The following is a 19,481-nucleotide window of genomic DNA, read 5'->3' on the forward strand; positions in this document are numbered from 1 at the left end:
GCTCGTTCTATTTTTTGCTCGTCAGCGTGCCTATATTACAGGCTTGATGAACACGGGTGTTTAGCTTGAACATTTGGCGAGAGAGACAGTTGTCCCTGCGGGCATGCGTTTGCAGTGAAAGCGTAACTTTTCTGCCTCCAACGGTTGAAGGTTGCGGGATAGCTTTAGGAGATCCGATGGATTCGGGGTTTGCCCGAGGCACGCGATGAAGAAGGTGGACATCCACTCCCTGGTGCACGCTGCCCGCATGGCAGCGAATGAGCCGCCCGATGGTCCGCGCCGTGATGACGGCGATGGTGACTCCAAGACGGGTATTGTCACGAAGACCCGTCCCAAAACGAAGAAGCCGAACCTATATAAAGTTCTTCTGCTGAACGACGACTTCACTCCGATGGAGTTCGTCGTTCTCGTGCTGCAGCGTTTCTTCAACAAGGGACAGGAAGATGCCACCCGCATCATGCTTCATGTCCACCATAAAGGTGTCGGTATTTGCGGCGTGTATACGTACGAGGTTGCTGAAACCAAGGTGACGCAGGTCATGGACTTCTCGCGGCAGCATGGCCATCCTCTTCAATGCACCATGGAGAAAGAGTAGGACTCGATTGACATCGCTCTCCAAAAATCTTGAAGCCTCGCTGCACCGGGCGGTGCAGTATGCAAACGTCCGTCACCACGAATTTGCGACGCTGGAGCACCTGCTTCTAGCGCTCGTTGACGACCGAGATGCGGCCGCCGTGATGCGTGCCTGCTCGGTTGATCTCGAGCAGCTCAGGGCGCGCCTGATCGAATATCTGGATACGGAACTGAAGCCGATCGTATCCAAGTCGGCCAGGGATGCGCATCCGACGAATTCGTTCCAGCGCGTCGTTCAGCGGGCGATCGTGCATGTGCAGACATCCGGACGCGAAGAGGTGACGGGCGCGAACGTTCTGGTCGGGATTTTCTCGGAGCGCGAAAGCCATGCCGCCTACTTCCTTCAGGAGCAGGAAATGACGCGCTTCGATGCGGTGCAGTATATCGCACATGGCATCGCGAAGCGGCCGGGCATGTTCGAGCCGCGGACGGTTCGCGGCGTCGACGAGGAAGTCAATTCGACAGAGAGCGAAGAGAAGAAGCCCGGCGACGCGCTCAATACTTACTGCGTCAACCTCAATAAAAAGGCCCGTGACGGCAAGATCGATCCGCTGATCGGGCGCGAGCAAGAGGTGCTGCGCACGATTCAGGTTCTCTGCCGCCGGCAGAAGAACAACCCGCTGCTGGTTGGCGATCCGGGCGTCGGCAAGACGGCCATCGCTGAAGGCTTGGCGCGCAAGATCGTGCAGGGGCAAGTTCCCGACGTTCTCAAGGGCGCGACGATCTTCTCGCTCGATATGGGCGCGTTGCTTGCCGGCACGCGCTATCGCGGCGACTTCGAAGAGCGGCTCAAAGCCGTGATGAAGGAGGTCGAAGCTTTCCCGGGAGCCGTGCTGTTCATCGACGAGATCCACACCGTTATCGGTGCGGGTGCGACGTCGGGCGGCGCGATGGATGCTTCGAACTTGCTGAAGCCGGCGCTTCAGTCGGGCGCGCTGCGCTGCATCGGCTCGACGACCTACAAGGAGTATCGCCAGCACTTCGAGAAGGATCGCGCTCTCGTCCGTCGATTCCAGAAAATCGACGTCAAGGAGCCGTCCGTCGAGGATGCGATCGAGATCTTGAAGGGTCTGAAGTCGGTCTTCGAGGACTATCACAAGATCAAGTACACGAACGAGGCCATTAAGGCCGCGGTCGAACTGTCGGCGAAGTACATCCACGACCGTAAGCTGCCGGACAAGGCGATCGACGTGATCGACGAAACCGGCGCGTCGCAGATGCTGCTTCCCGAAAGCAAGCGGAAGAAAAAGATCACCACTAAGGAGATCGAAGCGACAGTCGCAACGATGGCGCGCATTCCGCCGAAGACCGTCACGAAGAGCGACGCTGAAGTCATTGCGCACATCGGGCGCGACCTGAAGCGGCTGGTGTTCGGTCAGGACAAGGCGATCGAAGCGCTTTCGAGCGCGATCAAGCTGGCGCGTGCCGGTTTGCGCGAGCCCGAGAAGCCGATCGGCTGCTACCTGTTTTCCGGTCCGACTGGCGTCGGCAAGACGGAAGTTGCCAAGCAGCTTGCGAACCTGATGGGCGTCGAACTGCTACGCTTCGACATGTCGGAATACATGGAGAAGCATACGGTTTCCCGTTTGATCGGCGCCCCTCCGGGCTATGTCGGTTTCGATCAGGGTGGCCTTCTGACTGATGGCATCGATCAGCATCCGCATTGCGTGCTGCTGCTCGATGAGATCGAGAAGGCGCATCCGGACCTGTTCAACATTCTGTTGCAGGTCATGGATCACGGTAAGCTGACGGACCATAATGGTAAGTCGGTCGATTTCCGCAACGTCGTGCTGATCATGACGACGAACGCGGGCGCGTCCGACATGGCCAAGCCGCCGATGGGCTTCAATCGGACGAAGCGCGAAGGCGAGGATACGGAAGCCGTGGCCAAGCTGTTCACGCCTGAGTTCCGCAACCGTCTTGATGCCGTCGTGCCGTTCGCCGGGTTGTCGCCCGAGATCATCGCGCAGGTCGTCGAGAAGTTCATCTTCCAGCTCGAAGCGCAGCTCGCAGATCGCGGCGTTTCGATCGAGCTGTCGGATGAGGCGACGCGCTGGCTTGCGGAGAAGGGTTACGACGAGAAGTTCGGTGCTCGTCCGCTGGCGCGCGTCATCCAGGAGTACATCAAGAAGCCGCTGGCAGAAGAGTTGCTGTTCGGCAAGCTCGAAAACGGCGGCACGGTGAAGGTGCTGGTCGCCGGCAAAGGGCCGGATCGGACGCTGACGTTCGACTTCCTGCCGCTCGATCCTTCGAAGAAGGTGAAGACGCCGGACGACGAAGAAACCGACGAAGACGATGGCCCGCAGCCGGTCCTGGCCGACGCGACGCCAAAGAAGGCACTTCCCGGTCCGAAGGAGAAGGGTGACAAGCCCAACGGATCGGGTGCGGTGCCGAGCGTGCCGCGGAAGAAGAAGGACGAGTAATCGCAGCTCCTGCCGCGAAGAAATACAAAAGCACGGGAGTAAACTCCCGTGCTTTTTTGTTTGGAGCAAAGTCAGTCGACGAGGATCGGCGTCTTGCCGTACGTGGTTGGATCAGCGAGGCTCTTGACCATGAAGTCCGCGACATCGGCGCGGGATATTGCGCCTCCGCGCCAATCTTTCATGTCATTTAGAACCTTATAGCGCTTCTTGGCCGGCGCATTTGTCAGCAATCCCGGCCGGACGATAGTCCAGTCGAGGTTGCTTTTCTGAACGATATCTTCGGCGATGTCTTTGTCGGAATAGACGCGCTGCAGAAACAATGGGAACAGCATGTAGTCGTAGAGGAAGTTGGTTCTGCCGCGGCTGTTCCCGGCGCCGATACCAGTCACCATGATAAGGCGGTGAACGCCAGTCTGCTGCATCCGCTCGACCATGATGCGCGTTGCTTCGGAAAAGATCGTTGTGCCAAAGGCAAGCTCGGTTAGCGTTTTGACGCCAAGTGATTGAATGACAACGTCCACGCCTTGCATCGCGGCACTGACATCTGCGCTCGAGCGCGCATCACCGTTGAGCTTCACGAGTTTAGGGTGGCTAATCGATATGTTCTTTGCCGAGCGCGAGAATGCGCGAACTTCGTGACCAGCAGAGAGAGCGGCTTTCACAGTTTCGTAGCCGATCCCGCTGCTAGCGCCGATAATAAGGACAACGGACATGGCGCACCTCCTTATGGAGTGTAGAAGTGGGCTTCCGAGGGCGTGCCGTGAAGGGGAGCACGCCCGGCTCGTCACCTAGTTAGGTTACGCCAGCGCTGCTTTCAGCTTCTCGGCGTTGGCTGCAAGAATGGCGGCATCTTCCATTTGGCGCGCATGCAGCTGAAGGGGTTTGCCCTCGTAGCGCGGCATGACGTGGAAATGCAGGTGAAACACTGTCTGTCCGCCAGCCGGTTCATTGAATTGGGCGATGCTGATGCCGTCGGCGTTGAAGGCGGCTTTGGCGGCGATGGCGACCTTCTGCACCAGCGGGATGATCTTTGCGAGCACAGCCGGATCGGCATCGAGCAGGTTGCGCGACGGCGTTTTCGGCACAACGAGCGTGTGGCCCGACGTCTGGGGCATCACGTCCATAAAGACGATGGCGTCAGCATCCTCATAGACTTTGTGGCACGGGATTTCGCCGCGCAGGATTTTCGCGAAAATATTGGAATTGTCGTAGGACATGGTGTTCGCTCGGCCCGGTATCGCGGCACCCGGCCGGGGCCGCTTCAGGCCTCGTCTTTGCGATAGGGACCCATTTCGGTCAAGTCGGCATTCATCTGGGCGACGGCCTCACGTTCTTGCGTCAGGAAACGCTCGACGGCGCGGCGGAACGATGGGTCGGCGATCCAGTGGGCCGAATAGGTTTCGACCGGCAGGTAGCCGCGCGCGAGCTTATGCTCGCCCTGGGCGCCCGCTTCGACGCGCGGCAGCTTGTTGGCGATGGCATAATCGATTGCCTGGTAATAGCAGACCTCGAAATGCAGGGCAGGATGGTGCTCCGTGGCGCCCCAGTAGCGGCCGTACAAACAATCGCCGCCGATCATGTTGAGAGCGCCTGCGATGTAGCGCCCGTCGCGCTTGGCGAATACGAGGAGGCAGTGTTCGGCCATCGTCTCGCCCAGCAGCGAAAAGAACGTGCGGTTGAGGTAGGGGCGGCCCCATTTGCGATTGCCAGTGTCCATGTAGAACGTGAACATCGCGTCCCAATGGTCTTCGGTGATGTCTTTGCCCGAGATCTGCTCGATCTCGATACCGGGTGCCAGGGCGGCCTGCCGTTCCTTTTTTACGGCCTTGCGTTTGCGCGAGGCGAGCGACGCCAGAAAATCATCGAATGATACGTAGCCGTCGTTCTGCCAATGGAACTGTTGGCCGACACGCGTTAGGAAGCCGAGGTCTTTCAAACGTTCGGCCGTTTCGGCATTCAGGAAGGTCAGGTGTACGGATGACAGTCCGCCCTGGCGCGCGACTTCAATTGCGGCGGCTGCCAGCACTTGTTCGTCGGCCCGCGCTTTCTCGCCTGGTTTGACGAGAAGGCGCGGGCCGGGAACCGGCGTAAACGGGACGGCAATCTGAAGCTTTGGATAGTAGCGCCCGCCTGCGCGCTCATAAGCATCTGCCCAGCCGTGATCGAAAACGTATTCGCCCTGACTGTGGGATTTGACGTAGGCGGGGGCTACGGCAGCGATGTTTCCATCATCGTCATTGATGACGAGGTGGCGCGGCAGCCAGCCGGTCTGCCGGCCAACAGTATGCGAATCCTCCAATGCCTTCAGGAAGGCGTGGCTGACGAACGGATTGAAAGTCGCCGGATCTGGATTGGCGCATGCGTCCCACTGCGCGGCGTCGAGTGTCGCGATCGAAGGAACGAGATTGACGGCGGTGTCGGAAAATATCGGCATTAGGTCGTTTGTCGCGCCTGCGCAAAGTCTATGCAACGCCTTGATATAGGATCAAAGCGATTACACGGCAGGGCTGTCACGCGCGGCGCGGGAGGCACGCAGTGTCGCGGGCTGCGACTACTCGGGCCGGAAGCCTTCGAAGATCATGGCATCTGCCCATGTTTCGGCGATGCGGCGCTGTTTGGCGGTACGGACCGTCCAGGTGAAAACGGGAAGACCTAACGTCCGGCGCACGAATTCGGTGACGGGCGTTGGCAGCGCATCGACTTCGTAGGCGTAGAAATCAGGTGCGACGGCGCCCGATTCGAGCAGATCGCGAAGGTCTTTGGCGCGGGCTTTACCGATCTTGCGCGGCCACCAGCCCGGTCCTTCATAGCTGCCGGAGACTATACCGCGCATGATCTCAGGGGCGGCCATCCTTATCGCGACCATCACGGCGGGGTCGAATGACATCAACGCGATGGGGCCTGGGTACGCCGCGACTGCCGCTGCGATATTGGCGATGAACGTTTTGTTCGGCGGCTCCCACTCGCTTTTGATCTCGATCAGAAGTGGCACGCGTCCGGCGACCAGATCGAGCAGTGCGGCGAGCGTGAGAATGGGTGCGTTGCTGTCGCGGTGGCGCAGCGTTTTGAGGTCGCTTTCCTTCAGGTCGGCGACGAGGCCGCGGCCCCCGACGAGCCTTTGCAATGTCTCGTCATGAAAAACGACCGGAACGCCGCGTTTGATCGGACGGATATCGCATTCGATGCCGTAACCGGCAGCAATGGCCGCTTCGAATGCGGGGCAGGTGTTTTCGATGATGCCGCGTTTGCTGTCGTGCAGCCCACGGTGCGCGACGGGCCGGAAAAACGCGGCATGATCGGCCATGACGTCAGCGCACCTTGAAGATGGCGTCGATCTCGACGCAGGCGTTCAACGGCAGGCTCGCGACTCCAACGGCGGAACGGGTGTGGCGGCCTGAATCGCCCAGGGCGGCGACCATCAAGTCGGATGCGCCGTTGATGACTTTCGGCTGGTCGTAAAAGTCGGGCGCGGAGGCGACGAAGCCTGTGAGCCGCAGGACCTGCACGATGCGGCCGAGATCGCCGAGGGCGGCCTTGGCCTGCGCCAGCAGGTTGAGTGCGCAGTGGCGAGCGGCTTCCTGGCCTTCCTCGATCAAGACACCGGCGCCGAGCGTTCCCGTGAGAATGCGGCCAGCGCCGTCCTTGGCGATCTGGCCTGAGATGAAGAGTTGATCGCCCGAAAGAAGAAACGGCACGTAGTTGGCGACGGGTTGCGGAGCCTCGGGGAGTTTTAAGCCCAATTCGGCCAGCCGCTGTTCGATGGAGGTCATTGAAAGATTACTCGATGTTTAGGTTGTTCAGTAGCTTGTGGCCGTCGCAACGCCCTTTTGTAAATGCTTTATCTGCCATCTTGTTTGCGGTACCTATAGCCTTTTCTGCCCGGAGAGCGAGCTAAGTTCGATGACGACGCGTTTTGGCTACGCTTTGGTAGCGCTTTCGACCCTGGTAGCGGGCCTTGCATCGGGAATGGCGAGCCATTCTGCGGCAGCTGCAGAGCTTGTGCCGTTTTCGCCGCATCGCGCCGTATACGATCTATCGTTGGGCGATGCTTCGGCTGGCTCGGGCGTGACCGGAATCGTCGGCCGGATGGTTTATGAGCTGAAGGGCTCGCCGTGCGAGGGTTATACGCAGAACATGCGCTTCGTCACTGTGATGACGAACCAGGACGGCGTCGAGACGGTCAGCGATCTTAGAAATTCCAGCTGGGAAGAGGCGGACGCCAAAAAGCTCCGTTTTTCATCGACGCAATATCAGAATGATGAGCTAGCGGATTCGAGCCAAGGTGATGCGCTAAGGACGAAGGGCGCGACGCCGGTCGTCGGTGTCGATCTCGTGAAGCCCGCCAAGAAGCGGTTATCGCTGCCGACCGACATTTATTTCCCTATGCAGCACGCTTCGACCTTGGTTCAAGCCGCCAAGAGCGGCGTCAAGATGTTCACCGCCAATCTCTACGACGGTTCGGAGAAGGGCGAGAAATACTACCTAACCAACACGATCATCGGCAAAAAGTTCGGGACTGGTCCGGATGCGTCTGTCGGCACATTCAAGGGTGCCGATCAGCTGGCGAAGGTCGAATCCTGGCCGATGACGATCAGTTATTTCGATGCCGGCAAAGAGCACGAAGATCAGACGCCCGCTTACGAGCTGTCGTTCCGCTATTTCGAGAATGGCGTCACGAGCGATCTCAAGATCGATTACGGTGAGTTTTCGATCAGGGGCGATCTCAAGGAGCTGACTTTCCTTGAACCCGGTAAGTGCCCCGCCACGGCGGCGCCGACGAAATAAATTTACTTCAGTCGTCGATCGGGCTGGCGAGTAGCTGATGGGCCGGTGCAATCAGCGCCGGGTCAATCCCGTTCTCCTGGCAAAATGCCAGAAGAAGCCCTTCATCGGACAATAGAAACTCGAGCGTCGCCAGCTGCATCTCGCGCGAAGAGGCGATGTTGCGAAGGTCGTGCGGGTCGCTTCCGGTCAGCGCCAGAAAGCGCGAAATCTGCTTGGGGTCGGCGAGCACGTACGTCAGTATCTGCAACGCGAGTGCTTCTGCTCGTTCCTCGGTCAATCGCGCGGGCTTCGATCGGAACATATGGTTACCTAATCGTCGAGGTGTCGTTAACTGTTGGTTACCGCTTTCAGGGGCAAAGTCGAGCGCCAATTCAACGGAGAATCGGTGCACAACGGCCGCAAGGAGCCTAGGCGGTTGCTATGACGTATCAGGAAACGGGAATGAGCGTCGAGCGTCGTTCGCCCGAGCCGCGGCTCGGTGCGCAATCTGTCCTGATCGTTGAAGACAACGAGCTCAATATGAAGCTCTTCAACGATCTCCTTGTTGCGCACGGTTATCAGACAATTCAGACGCGCAATGGTTTCGAGGCTCTCGAACTTGCGCGCAAGCATCGTCCCGATCTCATCTTGATGGACATTCAGCTGCCGGAGGTATCCGGGCTAGAGGTCACGCGCTGGCTAAAGGACGACGATACGCTTTGCCAAATTCCCATCGTCGCGGTCACGGCCTTCGCGATGAAAGGCGATGAAGAACGCATCCGTTCAGGCGGTTGCGAAGCGTACATCTCGAAACCGATCTCCGTCACGTCTTTCCTCGAAACCGTCCGGAAGTTCATCGGTGCATCGAAGGCCTAGTATTCTTCAAAGATTTTTCAGCTCATGACCGCGCGCGTTCTCGTCGTCGACGATATTCTGGCAAACGTGAAGCTTCTCGAAGCGAGGCTTCAGGCGGAATATTTCGAAGTTCTCACGGCGAACAGCGGGCAGCAGGCGCTGGATATCCTTGAGCATGAGAGCGTTGACGTCGTGCTTCTCGACGTCATGATGCCGGGCATGGATGGCTTCGAAACGTGCCGACGCATCAAAGGCAGTCATCTCACGCACCACATTCCCGTCGTCATGGTCACCGCCCTCGATCAGCCGTCCGACAAGGTGCTCGGGCTGGAGAGCGGTGCGGACGATTTCCTCACCAAGCCGGTCGACGACATCGCGCTCGTGACGCGCGTGCGGAACCTTGCACGCCTCAAAATGCTCAACGACGAAATGATGATGCGCGCGTCGACGGGCCGTACTATGGGCATTCCCGACGACGGTTCGCTCGCGCGGGCTCTGTCGGCGAGGACGGGGCGTGTTCTGCTGGTCGACGATCATGAGCGGTCGGCGACGCGTCTGCTCGAAGTGCTGTCGCGCGCGAACGACGCGCATCTCGAACGGGATGCGCAGACCGCGCTCGTTCGGCTCGCGGAGGGCGGATTTGATCTGCTCATCGTCAGTCTTTCATTGAGCGGCTCGGACGGCTTGCGGCTTTGCTCGCAGGTCAGATCGCTCGAACGGACGCGGCATCTACCGGTCATCATGCTGGTCGAGCCTGGCGATGAAGCGCGCCTGCTGCGCGGCCTCGATATGGGCGTCAACGACTACCTGATGCGGCCGATCGATCGCCATGAACTGCTGGCGCGTGTCAAAACCCAGATCAAGCGGAAGCGGCATTCGGATTTTCTTCGCCATCGGCTCGCGGAAAGCGTCGAGCTGTCGATTACGGATTCGCTGACTGGGCTACATAACCGTCGCTACATGGAAGGCCATTTGCGGACGCTTGTTTCGGAAGCGGTCCGGACCGGGCGCAGCCTGTCGATGCTGGTCGCCGACATCGATCACTTCAAGAACGTCAACGATACCTACGGGCACGATGTCGGTGATGAAGTGCTGAGGGAGTTTTCCGTGCGCTTGCGGCGCAATACGCGCGGGATCGATCTTGCCTGCCGGTTCGGCGGCGAGGAGTTCGTGATCATTATGCCGGACACTGATCTAACGCACGCTTATCAGGTCGGCGAGCGCCTGCGCGCATGCGTTGCCTCCGATGAATTCCGGATCGGTGATGGTCAGAATATCCGGGTGACGGCGAGCGTCGGGATCGGCACGTTGGAGACGGCAGACGACACGCCGGAGACGATGTTCAAGCGGGCGGATAGCGCCCTTTACATCGCCAAGAGACGCGGCCGGAACCGCGTTGTGGTCGACGCCGCGTAAATGAGACTTTAGCCGAAAGTCACGTTGCTTGCGGGCAAGCCGCAATTTGAGAACAACGCAACCGTCACGCAGATGTCAGAAAATAGCTATGCTTTTCTGGCGGTTAGTCGTGAACGCCATACAAGCAAGCTTGCGTGAATCGTAGCGCCGGCGACACAGTAAAGCAGTTGTTGCTTTCCGCGTCGTAATCTGGCACCAATCTACGCGTCTAAGTGGGGATAAATAGGAATTCTTACGATTTTGACGTCGGCCTTGCGTGCACTCGCCGCTAGGTGACGCCTATAAAATCCCGCGCTATCGGGCCCGCCGCAAAGCCTGGTAGAGTGGGTATGATCGAACCAAGCGACCACACGAGTGGCCTCCTCGAACGGTTGCGGAGGATCGATCGCGAAGCTGGGTGGGGAACAACGCCCTCTTTGAACCTCGCCCGGTCGTGGCCAGGGTTGCGAAGCTGTCTCGGAACGATTTACCCCGCTGCCGAGTTTGCTTTAAGCCCTGGCCACATCATCAGCCAGAGCTTCCTCAACACGATTGATATCCGTCAAGTTCAGCCGTAATCGGCTGAGCAGCAGCACGGCTTATTTAATTTTTGTTTCTTTGAATTCCACGTGCTTACGCGCAACGGGGTCGTACTTCTTGAAAACAAGCTTTTCGGTTGCCGTGCGCGGATTTTTCTTCGTGACGTAGAAGAAACCGGTTCCGGCGGACGACAACAATTTGATTTTCTGCGTGACTGGCTTTGCCATGGATCGTGGCCTTAAGTGAAAAATGCCAAGAAACCTTGGCCAGGGAGCGCGCAACATACGCGTCAACTTTGCCGTGTCAAGGCATCGGAGGTGCGACTTTACACGATATCAGGTCGCGGTGGAAGGATGAGCCTGCGGAATAATAGAAAGGCAGGCGTTCGGCGCTGTTGCGAAATACCGGCGCGGCTTCGAGAAGTTCGGCCACGTCATTAAGCACAAGCCGCGTGATGTTTGGCAAATCCAGCGCCGCGGCTTCCGATAACGTAAACCACCCAAGATCGAGCAGCTCGTCGTCCGTCGCAGAGCGATCGGCAGAGACCGCTTCGGAAACTGCAAGGAAGAACCAGGTGTCGTAACGGCGAACACGGCCAGGCGGCGTTATCGCGCGCGCAAACGGAATAAGGTTCGCGGGAGCAGGGGCGTGCCCTGATGCGGCAAACGTCTGCCAGGCAGGCAATGTTTCGGGCAGCGCGCCTTCTTTGCCGATCAGCAGCCCTGTCTCCTCGAAAAGCTCGCGGATGCCTGCAAGCGCAAAAGGTTTGATCTCATCGGCCAGATCGGCAGGCGAGAATTGTCCTGAGAACTGCTTTGCGAAGTGGCGATCTTCGTCTTCGACGCGGCCACCGGGGAAGACCCATTTGTTGGGCAGGAAGACTTGATTGGAATGACGGCGTCCCATCAGCAGTTTGGGTTCAGCGTTGCTGAGGTCGGCGACGAGTAGGCACGCGGCGTCGCGAACGGGAACATCGGACGTAGAATTTTCGAGAGGTTCCGCGGACACGGCTCGTTACCGCGTGTCCGTCTCGGCCGGAGGCGGCGGCCATTTCTCAGGCTCGTCGAGGCTCGGATCACCGAAGCCGTGCATCCGCAGCGCCCACTGATACCCTATCAATGCGCCTTTGACGCGCGGCAGCAGCCAGAGGCTTAAGATCACCAGCGCCGGCATCCAGATCGAAAGCTGAACCCAGGTTGGCGGAGAATAGAGCTGTTCGGTGATGAGAATGCCGGCGACGATGACGTGCGCGGTGATCGTCATGACGAAGTAGGGTGGGGCGTCGTCGGCGCGCTGATGAAACAGTTCCGTGCCGCAATCGGAGCAGACATCGTTGACTTTGAGATATTTGCCGTAGATCCGGCCGGTCTCGCAGCTCGGGCAGCGCTGTCGCCAGCCGCGCCTCATGGCCTGCCAGACATTACGGTCCGTCTGGGCATCAGCATCGATGATCTTGTCGGCCAAATTTGCCATGACTCCGTGATGGGGCCTCTCATCTTTCAGGTCAAGATCAGGCGCCGGCCTGCGGCGTCAGCGTCGTTGCCTGCGGAACTTTCCGAATTTTCGTTTGCCACCCGTGTTGCGCCGCAATGTCTTTCCCGAGCCGAAATTGCCGGGTGAGGGCTCCGTCAGCATTTCGAAGCGCAATGCCCCCGCCGATGGGATGGCTTCAAGCAGGCGGACCTCGACGGTGTCGCCGAGGCGATAGCCTTCGCCGGATCGGGCGCCGATCAGCGCGTGGGCAGCTTCAACGTGGTGATAGTAGTCGTTGCCGAGGCTGCTAATCGGGATGTAGCCGTCGGCGCCGGTGTCCTTCAAGCGCACGAAAAGACCCGAGCGCGTCACGCCCGCGATGCGCGCCGTGAACGTCACTCCGATGCGATCGGCCAAGTGAGCGGCGATCAGACGGTCGGTCGTCTCGCGCTCGGCGGACATGGCGCGGCGCTCGGTATCTGAGATGGCCTTGGCGACGCTCGCGAGACGCGGAATTTCATCATCGGTCAATCCGTCGGGGCCGAGGCTCAATGCGCGGATCAGCGCGCGATGGACGATCAAGTCGGCGTAGCGGCGGATCGGCGACGTGAAGTGTGCATAGCGGACGAGGTTCAGGCCGAAGTGGCCGATGTTCTTCGGATTGTATTCGGCTTGCGATTGCGAACGCAGGATCACTTCGCTGATGAGATCCGGTACGGGAAGGTCTTTCGCCTGCTCAAGCACGCGATTGAAGGCTTCCGGCTTCAGTGCGCCCGCGTGCGGAATTTTCATATCGAGCGTTTCGAGGAAGTCGCGCAGGCCTTTGAGCTTCTCGGGGCTGGGCTGATCGTGAACGCGATAGACGAGCGGCAGGCGCTTTTCTTCGAGCGTCTCGGCGGCAGCGACGTTCGCCTGGATCATGAACTCTTCGATCAGGCGATGGGCTTCGAGTCGTTCCGGTGTGACGACGCGCGCAACCTTGCCTTCCTCGTCGAGCACGATACGGCGCTCGGGCAGATCGAGGTCGAGCGGGCCGCGGTTTTCGCGGGCTTTCGCGACGGCGCGATAGGCAGCCCACAGCGGGAGCAGCGCGCGCTCCATTAGCGGTTGGCATTTGTCGGAGGGTTTACCATCGATGGCGGCCTGCGCTTCCTGGTAGGAGAGCTTCGCAGCCGACTTCATCATGGCGCGAAGGAACGTGTGCTTTCGCTTCTCGCCATGCTTGCCGAAGATCATGCGAACGGCGAGGCAGGGGCGTTCCTCAAGCTCACGTAGCGAACACAGATCGTTCGAGATTTTCTCCGGCAGCATCGGCACGACGCGATCTGGGAAGTAGACCGAGTTGCCGCGCAGTTGCGCCTCGCGGTCGAGCTTCGAGCCAGGACGAATGTAGTGGGCGACATCAGCGATGGCGACGGTGACGATAAAGCCACCGGAATTTTTCGGATCGGTGTCGGGCTCGGCATGGACGGCGTCGTCATGGTCGCGGGCGTCGATGGGGTCGATCGTCAACAGCGGGACGTTTCTGAGGTCCGTGCGCCTGTCCATCGTCGGAGGCGGGAGCGTCTCGCACTCTTGCAGGACGGATTCAGGAAAGTCCTCTGGGATGCCGTGGGCGTGAATGGCGATGAGCGAAATCTTGCGTTGATCGTCGGGGTTGCCCAGGCTTTCGACGATCTCTGCGCGCGGCGTTGCGAAGCGGCCGCGGCGATTGAGCTGGAAGCGCACGAGGTCGCCATCTTCCGCGCTACCCATGTCGTCGGGCAGGATCGGCCAGCTCTTCAATTCCTTGCGGTCGATCGGTTCGATGGTTCCGCCGCCGCGCTTCGACGCGCGGAAGATGCCGAGCAGCCGGCGCTTCTCGCGCGGCAGCTTCTTGATCGGCGTCGCTTCGTAAGACGCCTGCCCGCTGCCGCGGGGCAACTTTTGTAGGCGCGCCAGAATGTGATCGCCGATGCCGATCTCCGCGTCGCGTCCATCGCGGGTCGCGACAACGCGAACGACTGGGCGCTTGCCGTCGGACTCTTCCCACTGAAGAGGTTTAGCAAGAAGGTCGCCGTCGTCATCGCGGCCGGTGACTTCAAGCGTCGTGACGGGCGGCAGCTTGCCCTTTTCGCGCAGGTGCTTCTTGTCGCCTGAGAGGGCGCCTTCGTCCGTCATTTCGGCGAGCAGGCGCTTCAACGCAATCTTCGCGCCGCCTGATACGCCGAAGGCGCGAGCGATCTCGCGCTTGCCGGCTTTGCCCGGAGCGGAATTCAGGAATTCGAGAATCTGCTCCTTGCTCGGCAGACCGCCATCGGCCGGGGCTCGCGCCGGGCTCGATTTGCGGGCCACCTTTGCGCCTCGTCGTTTTGCGGTCAGGCCTTTGCCCTCGCGAGTTTCTTGGCTCCAGCGGCCGTTGCCGGCGCTTTCTTGGCTGGCGCTTTTTCGGCTTTGGCCGCTGCGGTTTTCGTCGCAGCTGGCTTCTTCGCGGCTTTCGGTGCGGCGGCCTTGTCAGCTTTTGGCGCTTTCGCGGGTTTGTCGTCCTTCGCGGCTTTTGCCTTGGCACCGCGCGCGGGCTTGCCCTTCTTGCCACCGCCGTTGGCGATGCGCTCGTTGATGAGAGCGACGGCTTCGTCCATCGTCAGCTCGGCGGGGTTCTTCGCCTTGGGAACGGTGGCGTTGACTTTGTTGTGCGTGACGTAGGGACCATAACGGCCTTCGAGCACCTGCACTGCTCCGCCTTCGCTCGGGTGCACGCCGAGGTCCTTAACGACCTTCGGTGCGTTACGCTGGAAGCGGCTCTTGCCGCCGCCTGCGCGCTTTTCAGCGATGAGCGTGACAGCGCGATTGAGGCCAATCGTGAAGACGTCTTCCAGGCTTTCGAGGTTGACGTACGTTTTCGCGCCGTCCTTCTCATGTACGATGAACGGCCCAAAACGGCCGAGACCGGCTGTAATCATGCCGCCTTCGTCGGGATGCTCGCCAACATCGCGCGGCAGCGACAGAAGCTGCATCGCGCGTTCGAAATCGAGGGTCGCAGCGTCGATGCCGCGCGGAATGCTCGAGCGCTTCGGCTTCTCGTCGCCTTCGGCTTCGCCGAGCTGGATGTAAGGTCCGAAGCGGCCCGTCTTCATCGTGACGGCAAGACCGTCATCGTTGTAGCCGAGGATTTTGCCGTCGAGCGCGGCGGCGTCGCCGTCGGAGCTTTGCGTCAACTGACGGGTATAGTTGCACTCAGGGTAATTTCCGCAGCCGATGAAGGCGCCGTATTTACCTGAGATTTTCAGGCTCAGGCGTCCTGTGCCGCACTTCGGACAGAGGCGCGGATCGCTACCGTCGCCCTTATCGGGGAAGACGTGCGGTCCAAGCATTTCGTTCAGCGCTTCCAGGACATCGCCGACGCGAAGATCCTTGATCTCGCCGACGGCCGCCATGAAGTCGCGCCAGAAATCGCGCAGCACTTGCTTGTATTCCAGCTCGTCGTTGGAGATGAGGTCGAGCTTTTCTTCGAGGTCGGCGGTGAAATCGTATTCGACGTAGCGCTTGAAGAAGCTTTCGAGGAACGCGATGACGAGGCGGCCCTTATCTTCCGGGATCAGACGCTTCTTCTCGATGCGGACGTAATCGCGGTCGACGAGCACGGCCATCGTCGAGGCATAGGTCGACGGGCGGCCGATGCCGAGCTCTTCCATGCGCTTCACTAGCGTTGCCTCCGAGAAACGCGGCGGCGGCTGCGTGAAATGCTGGTCGGCGCTGATCTCTTTGTCTTTCAGGCGATCGCCGACCGCGAGCGGCGGCAAGCGACGGCTGTCGTCGTCCTCGTCGGCGGTGTCGTCCTTGCCTTTTTCGATGGTGCGAACGCGGTCGTCGCGGCCTTCCTCGTAGACCTTGAGGAAGCCGTCGAACATCAGAACCGAGCCGTTGGCGCGGAGGCCATAAGCTTTGCCGTCAGAACCTTTGACGTCGATTTCTGCCGTCGTCTGCTCGATGTCGGCGGCGGCCATTTGGCTGGCGATGGTGCGCTTCCAGATCAGGTCGTAAAGTGCCGCCTGATCCTTTTCGAGGTGCTTGCGGACCTGGTCCGGCTTGCGGCGCGGATCGGTCGGGCGGATGGCTTCGTGCGCTTCTTGGGCGTTCTTGGCCTTGGTTTTGTATTCGCGTGCGAACGGCGTGTAGTTCTTGCCGTATTCGGCCGAGATCACGTCGCGGATCTGGCTGACGGCTTCCGGCACGATCTGGACGCCGTCGGTTCGCATGTAAGTAATGAGGCCGACCGTCTCGCCCCCGATGTCGACACCTTCGTAGAGGCGCTGGGCGATCTGCATCGTCTGCTTGGCCGAGAACCCGAGCTTGCGGGAGGCGTCCATCTGGAGCGTGGACGTCGTGAACGGCGGAAACGGATTGCGCTTCGTGGCCTTCTTCTCAACGGACGCGATGCGGAAATCCTGTCCGAGCAGCGCCTTGCGGATCGCCGTCGCGGTCGCCTCGTCTTTAATATCGAGCTTCTTCAGCACCGTGCCGTCGATGGCGACGAGGCGTGAGCGGACGTCTTCGTTCTTGGCGGTCGAAAGGAGCGCCTCGATCGTCCAGTATTCTTCGGTCTTGAACGCCTCGATCTCGGCCTCGCGGTCGCAAACCAAGCGAAGCGCCACCGATTGGACGCGGCCCGCCGAACGCGAGCCCGGAAGCTTGCGCCATAGGACGGGAGACAGCGTAAAACCAACGAGATAATCCAGCGCCCGGCGGGCGAGGTAGGCGTCAACCAGCGGTTCGTCGATCTTGCGCGGCTCTTTCAGCGCGGCGAGGATCGACTGCTTGGTAATGGCATTGAACGCCACGCGCTCGACTTCGGTGTCTTTGCCGAGCGCCTTCTTCTGATTGAGAATTTGCAGGATGTGCCAGGAGATGGCTTCGCCTTCGCGATCAGGGTCGGTCGCGAGGATCAGCTTGTCGGCTTTTTTTACCGCTTCGGCGATTTCGCGCATGATCTTCTGGGATTTCGTATCGACTTCCCAGTGCATGTTGAAATCATGATCGGGCTCCACAGAGCCATCTTTGGCCGGCAGGTCGCGCACGTGCCCGTAGGACGCGATGACCTTGTACCCCGAACCCAAATATTTATTGATCGTCTTGGCCTTAGCGGCGGATTCGACGATGACGACGTTCATCTGGCGATTTCGCTCCTCACGCCGTTCAACCCGCAAATGCTGCGGATCTGCGGGCTTCATCTCGGCCGCCCGGCGGGCCGGGAACATGGTTGATCGCCGCGGCGCTGTCAAATCGGCCGATTTTCAATTTTAAATTGTGTATTTATTTATATTGCAATCATTCGGAGAGTAAGATGTACTCCGGATATGGATGGTGGTGGGAATGATCGCAAGCACAATGGACGATTTGCATCATAATCGGCTTTCCGGCGGTTCGAGGGATGACCGGCGGGAACGGCTTGAGTATCTCGCTGATTTGCTGGGACAATTGCAGCAAATGGCGGACCAGCATGGGTGCCGGAAGCTGTCTCGCATGCTCGCGATATCGCACGCCGAGGCACAGCGCGAGACGCTCAGGCGAGGCTCCTAACGAGCGCAAGGAGCGGTCGTAGGGCTCAAATCGCAGTCGCCTTCAGGGCGACCAGGCTTTGCCCCTGCCGCTCGATGCGCCCCGCCAGATCGAGTTCCAGGAGGGCAACCTGGACGGCTTGGACGTTAAGGCCCGTTTGGCGGGCGATGGCGTCAGTGGCGACGGGCGCAGGTCCTAGAGCCGTCAGAACGGCATTCAGAACATCTTCCGATGCCATCTCGGGCGCGGGAGGTGATGGGAGGGCGGTCGGTTGTGGCTCTCGGTCAGTGAAATCGAACCGGCGTTCTTCGACACCAAGGATCGGCCTCAAGACCTCAATAATGTCCGAGACGTCCGTCACCAGAGTGGCGCCCTGCTTAATCAGGCGGTTAGTGCCTTCAGCGCGCGGGTCGAGTGGGTGGCCGGGGACCGCGAAGACCTCGCGGCCGAGCTCGTTCGCGTAGCGCGCAGTGACCAGCGTGCCCGAGCGGGCGGCGGCTTCGACGATGACGACGCCGTAGACGAGGCCCGCAATGATGCGATTGCGCCGGGGGAAGTCCTTATCGCGGGGTTTCAATCCGGGAGGGCGTTCCGTGACGAGGCAGCCTTCCGTACCGATGCGGGCCTGAAGCTCGGCGTGTTCCGGCGGATAGACCCAGTCGATGCCTCCTGCGACCACAGCGATCGTTCCGCTGCCCAAAGACGCTTCGTGTGCGGCTTTGTCGATGCCGCGGGCAAGGCCGGACACGATGACGAAGCCTGCTTCCGCCAATTGGCTCGCAAACAATCTGGTTAGTTGCATGCCTGCCGCTGAGGATTGGCGCGAGCCAACGATCGCTATGGACGGCCGTTTCAACAGGTCCAGATCACCTTTCACATAAAGCATAGGCGGGGGAGCTTCGATGCCCGCCAGAACCTGCGGATAGTCGCGCTCCACGGTGAAGAACGGCATTGCGCCGATGCGTGCAGCAGTCGCGAGTTCGCGTTCGGCGTCGGCTTTTGGGCAAATTCGGATCGGCCGCCCTGAGCCGCCACGCCGTGACAGCGTCGGCAGGATCTCCAGCGCTTTTGCTGCGCCACCATAGTAATTGATCAGATCGCGAAAGGTAACAGGCCCGACGTTCTCCGAGCGGATCAGGCGCAGGCAGGCAATCCGTTCTTCGTCGGAGAGCCCGGCAGGCGGCGGCGAAGGATTGAAAAGCTCTGGCTGATCAGGTTTTGGAGCCAATCCGCGGCTCCTCCCCAGCCATCAGACGTTCGATATTGGCGCGATGTTTGATGAGCACCACGATGCTCATCAACGTGACGGTGATGGCGAGCGCGCGTTCTCCCCATATCCAGGCGGCGACGGGAACGGCAATCGTCGCAACGATGGCCGCAAGCGAGGATATCTTGCCGACTTTCGCAACTGCAAGCCAAAGCACGGCAAAAAGCAGTGCGAGTTGCCAAGCGAGGGCAATGAGAACGCCGAGGTACGTCGCGACGCCCTTGCCGCCTTTGAAGCCAAGCCAAACCGGATAGATGTGTCCGAGGAAGGCTGCGAGACCGGCCACCATTGCGGCGGTTTCGCCGAGCCAGGCGCGTGCGATCAGGACGGCGGCGGCGCCTTTGGCGGCATCAAGCAGAAGCGTCGCGGCGGCGAGCCTTTTATTGCCCGTGCGGAGGACGTTGGTCGCACCGATATTGCCCGAGCCGATGCTGCGGATGTCGCCCAGTCCGGCGGCGCGTGTCAGCAGTAGGCCGAACGGAATGGAGCCGAGCAGATAACCTAGAAGTGCCGCCACAGCGTGCGGCTGCCATGAGCCGTTGTCCGTCAGCAAAGCCAAGGGTGACAACAAGCTCATGAGTGGAATCTCTCGT

18 protein-coding genes are annotated in these 19,481 nt (G+C 60.1%); 5 read left to right on the forward strand and 13 right to left on the reverse strand.

What is annotated here, in order from left to right:
* The first annotated feature begins 247 nt into the window (after nt 1–247).
* Nucleotides 248–595 carry an ATP-dependent Clp protease adapter ClpS gene (gene clpS / locus RLW41_RS15975; protein ID WP_029670871.1) on the forward strand — a complete coding sequence of 116 codons (348 nt, stop codon included), beginning with the start codon at nt 248–250 and terminating at the stop codon, nt 593–595.
* A 7-nt stretch (nt 596–602) separates the two neighbouring features.
* Nucleotides 603–3,056: an ATP-dependent Clp protease ATP-binding subunit ClpA gene (gene clpA / locus RLW41_RS15980; RefSeq protein ID WP_013946750.1), complete on the forward strand. Its 2,454-nt coding sequence runs from the start codon at nt 603–605 to the stop codon at nt 3,054–3,056.
* 71 nt (nt 3,057–3,127) lie between these two features.
* On the opposite strand, the gene RLW41_RS15985 is transcribed toward clpA, so the two are convergent.
* The 5 genes from RLW41_RS15985 to RLW41_RS16005 all read right to left on the reverse strand — a co-directional run bounded on the left by RLW41_RS15985 (nt 3,128) and on the right by RLW41_RS16005 (nt 6,826).
* Complete coding sequence (locus tag RLW41_RS15985) at nt 3,128–3,769, reverse strand: NAD(P)-dependent oxidoreductase (protein WP_414462105.1); 642 nt, start codon at nt 3,767–3,769, stop codon at nt 3,128–3,130.
* 84 nt (nt 3,770–3,853) lie between these two features.
* A complete protein-coding gene (locus tag RLW41_RS15990) occupies nt 3,854–4,273 on the reverse strand; it encodes an HIT family protein (protein ID WP_414462106.1) in 420 nt (139 codons plus the stop codon).
* 44 nt (nt 4,274–4,317) lie between these two features.
* Entirely contained in the window at nt 4,318–5,490 is a 1,173-nt protein-coding gene (locus RLW41_RS15995) for a GNAT family N-acetyltransferase (protein ID WP_414462107.1), read from the reverse strand.
* A 117-nt stretch (nt 5,491–5,607) separates the two neighbouring features.
* The gene (locus RLW41_RS16000; RefSeq protein WP_414462108.1) at nt 5,608–6,360 is read right to left on the reverse strand and encodes a glycerophosphodiester phosphodiesterase family protein; all 753 of its coding nucleotides are present in this window, start codon (nt 6,358–6,360) and stop codon (nt 5,608–5,610) included.
* A 4-nt stretch (nt 6,361–6,364) separates the two neighbouring features.
* Nucleotides 6,365–6,826 carry a RidA family protein gene (locus tag RLW41_RS16005; RefSeq protein ID WP_414462109.1) on the reverse strand — a complete coding sequence of 154 codons (462 nt, stop codon included), beginning with the start codon at nt 6,824–6,826 and terminating at the stop codon, nt 6,365–6,367.
* 130 nt (nt 6,827–6,956) lie between these two features.
* Between RLW41_RS16005 and RLW41_RS16010 the strand changes: the two genes are divergently transcribed.
* A complete protein-coding gene (locus tag RLW41_RS16010; RefSeq protein ID WP_013946756.1) occupies nt 6,957–7,841 on the forward strand; it encodes a cell envelope integrity EipB family protein in 885 nt (294 codons plus the stop codon).
* 7 nt (nt 7,842–7,848) lie between these two features.
* On the opposite strand, the gene RLW41_RS16015 is transcribed toward RLW41_RS16010, so the two are convergent.
* On the reverse strand, nt 7,849–8,211 hold the full coding sequence (locus tag RLW41_RS16015) for a DUF3572 domain-containing protein (RefSeq protein ID WP_414462110.1): 363 nt from the start codon (nt 8,209–8,211) through the stop codon (nt 7,849–7,851).
* 50 nt (nt 8,212–8,261) lie between these two features.
* Between RLW41_RS16015 and RLW41_RS16020 the strand changes: the two genes are divergently transcribed.
* Together RLW41_RS16020 and RLW41_RS16025 are read left to right on the forward strand one after the other, a co-directional pair.
* The gene (locus tag RLW41_RS16020; protein ID WP_409562616.1) at nt 8,262–8,696 is read left to right on the forward strand and encodes a response regulator; all 435 of its coding nucleotides are present in this window, start codon (nt 8,262–8,264) and stop codon (nt 8,694–8,696) included.
* A gap of 24 nt (nt 8,697–8,720) precedes the next feature.
* On the forward strand, nt 8,721–10,091 hold the full coding sequence (locus tag RLW41_RS16025; RefSeq protein WP_409562617.1) for a PleD family two-component system response regulator: 1,371 nt from the start codon (nt 8,721–8,723) through the stop codon (nt 10,089–10,091).
* A 578-nt stretch (nt 10,092–10,669) separates the two neighbouring features.
* Here RLW41_RS16025 and rpmG read toward each other — a convergent pair.
* The 7 genes from rpmG to plsY form a co-directional block, all read right to left on the reverse strand.
* Nucleotides 10,670–10,837: a 50S ribosomal protein L33 gene (gene rpmG / locus RLW41_RS16030; RefSeq protein WP_013946760.1), complete on the reverse strand. Its 168-nt coding sequence runs from the start codon at nt 10,835–10,837 to the stop codon at nt 10,670–10,672.
* 76 nt (nt 10,838–10,913) lie between these two features.
* The gene (locus tag RLW41_RS16035) at nt 10,914–11,618 is read right to left on the reverse strand and encodes an NUDIX hydrolase (protein WP_409562618.1); all 705 of its coding nucleotides are present in this window, start codon (nt 11,616–11,618) and stop codon (nt 10,914–10,916) included.
* A 6-nt stretch (nt 11,619–11,624) separates the two neighbouring features.
* Complete coding sequence (locus RLW41_RS16040) at nt 11,625–12,083, reverse strand: DUF983 domain-containing protein (RefSeq protein ID WP_409562619.1); 459 nt, start codon at nt 12,081–12,083, stop codon at nt 11,625–11,627.
* Nucleotides 12,084–12,140: 57 nt separating this feature from the next.
* A complete protein-coding gene (gene rnr, locus RLW41_RS16045; RefSeq protein WP_414462111.1) occupies nt 12,141–14,417 on the reverse strand; it encodes a ribonuclease R in 2,277 nt (758 codons plus the stop codon).
* A 23-nt stretch (nt 14,418–14,440) separates the two neighbouring features.
* Nucleotides 14,441–17,233, reverse strand: coding sequence for a type I DNA topoisomerase (topA, locus tag RLW41_RS16050; RefSeq protein ID WP_414464599.1), 2,793 nt, complete (start codon nt 17,231–17,233; stop codon nt 14,441–14,443).
* 434 nt (nt 17,234–17,667) lie between these two features.
* On the reverse strand, nt 17,668–18,849 hold the full coding sequence (dprA, locus tag RLW41_RS16055; RefSeq protein ID WP_414462112.1) for a DNA-processing protein DprA: 1,182 nt from the start codon (nt 18,847–18,849) through the stop codon (nt 17,668–17,670).
* A complete protein-coding gene (gene plsY / locus RLW41_RS16060) occupies nt 18,833–19,465 on the reverse strand; it encodes a glycerol-3-phosphate 1-O-acyltransferase PlsY (RefSeq protein WP_414462113.1) in 633 nt (210 codons plus the stop codon). Before plsY ends, dprA begins: the two co-directional genes overlap by 17 nt.
* Nucleotides 19,466–19,481: the final 16 nt, after the last annotated feature.

The sequence above is a fragment of the Hyphomicrobium sp. DY-1 genome (genome assembly GCF_047497105.1).
In the GTDB taxonomy this organism is placed as follows: Bacteria; Pseudomonadota; Alphaproteobacteria; order Rhizobiales; family Hyphomicrobiaceae; genus Hyphomicrobium_B.

Bases quoted from the DNA above. Each gene is read 5' to 3' on its own strand.
- rpmG (WP_013946760.1), bottom strand. From the start codon at position 10,837: ATGGCAAAGCCAGTCACGCAGAAAATCAAATTGTTGTCGTCCGCCGGA.
- RLW41_RS16005 (WP_414462109.1), bottom strand. From the start codon at position 6,826: ATGACCTCCATCGAACAGCGGCTGGCCGAATTGGGCTTAAAACTCCCC.
- plsY (WP_414462113.1), bottom strand. From the start codon at position 19,465: ATGAGCTTGTTGTCACCCTTGGCTTTGCTGACGGACAACGGCTCATGG.
- topA (WP_414464599.1), bottom strand. From the start codon at position 17,233: ATGAACGTCGTCATCGTCGAATCCGCCGCTAAGGCCAAGACGATCAAT.
- RLW41_RS16040 (WP_409562619.1), bottom strand. From the start codon at position 12,083: ATGGCAAATTTGGCCGACAAGATCATCGATGCTGATGCCCAGACGGAC.
- clpS (WP_029670871.1), top strand. From the start codon at position 248: ATGGCAGCGAATGAGCCGCCCGATGGTCCGCGCCGTGATGACGGCGAT.
- RLW41_RS16020 (WP_409562616.1), top strand. From the start codon at position 8,262: ATGACGTATCAGGAAACGGGAATGAGCGTCGAGCGTCGTTCGCCCGAG.
- RLW41_RS16000 (WP_414462108.1), bottom strand. From the start codon at position 6,360: ATGGCCGATCATGCCGCGTTTTTCCGGCCCGTCGCGCACCGTGGGCTG.
- RLW41_RS16010 (WP_013946756.1), top strand. From the start codon at position 6,957: ATGACGACGCGTTTTGGCTACGCTTTGGTAGCGCTTTCGACCCTGGTA.
- RLW41_RS15990 (WP_414462106.1), bottom strand. From the start codon at position 4,273: ATGTCCTACGACAATTCCAATATTTTCGCGAAAATCCTGCGCGGCGAA.
- RLW41_RS16025 (WP_409562617.1), top strand. From the start codon at position 8,721: ATGACCGCGCGCGTTCTCGTCGTCGACGATATTCTGGCAAACGTGAAG.
- RLW41_RS15995 (WP_414462107.1), bottom strand. From the start codon at position 5,490: ATGCCGATATTTTCCGACACCGCCGTCAATCTCGTTCCTTCGATCGCG.
- RLW41_RS15985 (WP_414462105.1), bottom strand. From the start codon at position 3,769: ATGTCCGTTGTCCTTATTATCGGCGCTAGCAGCGGGATCGGCTACGAA.